The 2,040-nt window shown below is 71.3% G+C and carries 4 protein-coding genes; 3 read left to right on the plus strand and 1 reads right to left on the minus strand.

The window, feature by feature from the left end:
* From VIB55_RS12170 to VIB55_RS12180, 3 genes are all read left to right on the plus strand, one after another.
* Positions 1-765: 5'-nucleotidase (locus tag VIB55_RS12170; RefSeq protein WP_331876917.1), on the plus strand; the 765-nt coding region annotated here is incomplete at its 5' end.
* A 130-nt stretch (positions 766-895) separates the two neighbouring features.
* A complete protein-coding gene (locus VIB55_RS12175) occupies positions 896-1,156 on the plus strand; it encodes a hypothetical protein (RefSeq protein ID WP_331876918.1) in 261 nt (86 codons plus the stop codon).
* A 140-nt stretch (positions 1,157-1,296) separates the two neighbouring features.
* Positions 1,297-1,632, plus strand: a complete 336-nt coding sequence (locus VIB55_RS12180) for a hypothetical protein (protein WP_331876919.1) — start codon at positions 1,297-1,299, stop codon at positions 1,630-1,632.
* Between the two features lie 6 nt (positions 1,633-1,638).
* On the opposite strand, the gene VIB55_RS12185 is transcribed toward VIB55_RS12180, so the two are convergent.
* The coding region (locus VIB55_RS12185) for an NRDE family protein (RefSeq protein ID WP_331876920.1) at positions 1,639-2,040 on the minus strand (402 nt) is incomplete at its 5' end.

The following is a 2,040-nucleotide window of genomic DNA, read 5'->3' on the forward strand; positions in this document are numbered from 1 at the left end:
CTGACGATGGCGGGTTCGGTTCCGTTCGCGGAGGCCGCTTCGTACTCCACCGCCTACAGCGTCACCGACCTGGAGCGCCGGGGGGGACGGACCGCCGTCACCCACCGCGCCATCCAGGTGCCCTGGGCGGACCAGGTGGCCCCCGACACGCAGGTGGCGCGCATCGTCGCCGCGTGGGAGGCGCGGGTGAAGCCGGTGACGGAGCGCACCGTCGCCACCTCCGCCGTCGCGTTCGCGGGGCGCGGCCGCGGCGAGTATCCGCTGGGCAACCTGCTGGCCGACGCGCACCGGGTGCAGACGGGGGCCGACGCCAGCCTGGTGAACAACGGGGCCATCCGCCGCGATCTTCCCGCCGGCCCCATCAGCTGGGGGACGGCGTTCGAGCTGCAGCCCTTTCAGAACGCCCTGGTCACCCTGCGCGTATCGGGGGCGCAGCTGAAGTCCGCGCTGGAGAACGCCGTCCTCGGCGCGGCGCCTGATGCGCACATCTCGGGGATGACGGTGACGTGGGACCCCGCCGCGCCCGCCGGCCGCCGCGTTCGCGAGATCAGGCTGTCCGATGGCCGCGTGGTGGCGGATGGCGACACCATCAACCTTGCGGTGACGGAGTTCCTGGCCGGCGGCGGCGACCGCTTCACTTCGCTGATGGAGGCGCCGCGCACCGCCACGTCGTGGATCGACCTGGACGCGCTGATCGCCTACCTGCAGTCGCTGCCGCAGCCGATCGCCGCCCCCGCGGTGGGGCGGTGGAGAACGGTTCCGTAGTTACGGCTTCGATGGACGTGTGTCGCATGCAGCGAAGCGACCGAGCGGCTTCCGTTCCGGCTCCGGCACTCGGCTTGCGCCTGCCGGGTCGTTTCCAGGTGAACGACCGGATCCGAGGGGGGAGGAAGCGATGGCGTGCCCTACCGTAACGCTGGCGGGAATTACGGCCGAGGTGTGGGAGTGCTGCCGGCGCGAGGCTCGCCGGCTGGGGGTGAATTTTCCCGATGAGGACAGCGGCACGGCCTACCACCCCGACGCAGACGCGGGCTACGTGTGGAACCGGGACGACGGCAGCCTGCAGGTGACGTTCACGCGAATCCCGTCGTACATCCGCTGCGAGATGATCGAGGCGCGGCTTCGCGAGGGAGCGCGCCTCTGCGGCGCTCGGTAGCTCGTTCCTCGTACGCACGTCAGAAGGGCGGCTCCCGCAGGGGGGCCGCCCTTCGCCGTCCGCCCGGCGAAACTCGTTGTCCGGCATCCACGTACACGCTCCATCGGTTCACGTTTCCGGAACGGGAAAGGCCTTCATCGATGACCGCGCTGAGCCCTGAAATCGGCCGCTGCCCCAATTGCCGCGCCCCCATCCGCCAGGACCATCCGTACCAGTGGTGCAGCGAGTGTGGCCAGCCGCTGCCCGTGGATCTCCGTCCGACGGTTCGCCCCGCGCCCGCGTCGGAGCCCTCCGGGGACCCCGGCGTGCCGCGGGTGATGGCTCGCCACTTCCGCAGCTCGTACAAGTCGTGGGACGAGATGTTCGGCGAGGCCGCGGCGTTCGCCACCCAGGTAGGGCGCTCCCGGCTGATTACCATCGGGCACTCGGCGGACGCGGGCGAAGGCGTGGTGACGGTGTGGTACTGGTCCGCCTGAGCGACGTCAGCCGATGCGGAAGCGGTGGCGCGCTTCGCCCGTGCCATCCGGCGTGGCGGAGCGCTCCACGAACGTCACCTCGCCGTCGCGGCCGATGGTGAGCACGGTGGACGCGCGGGTGCCGTAGACGTCGGAGGCGATGAAGGGCGCCGAGAGCAGGCGCTCGCGGTCCGCGCCCACGCCGGTGTCGGGGAGGTGGTCGTCGGCGGCGAGCACACGGTCGCCCAGCATCTCCCACAGCCCGCTCTCCCACCCGTCCTCCGGGAACGCGAGGGCGGACTGCATTGCGGCCTTCGCACGCTGCACCTTGGGCCAGGGCGTGTCGAGCAGCGCATTGCTCAGCCCGTACACGCCGGGTTGCAGCCGATGGACGCCCTCCGCGCGGTTGGAGACGTAGAACACGCCGTC

It is taken from the genome of Longimicrobium sp. (genome assembly GCF_036554565.1).
Taxonomy (GTDB): domain Bacteria; phylum Gemmatimonadota; class Gemmatimonadetes; order Longimicrobiales; family Longimicrobiaceae; genus Longimicrobium.

Bases quoted from the DNA above. Each gene is read 5' to 3' on its own strand.
- VIB55_RS12180 (WP_331876919.1), top strand. From the start codon at position 1,297: ATGACCGCGCTGAGCCCTGAAATCGGCCGCTGCCCCAATTGCCGCGCC.
- VIB55_RS12175 (WP_331876918.1), top strand. From the start codon at position 896: ATGGCGTGCCCTACCGTAACGCTGGCGGGAATTACGGCCGAGGTGTGG.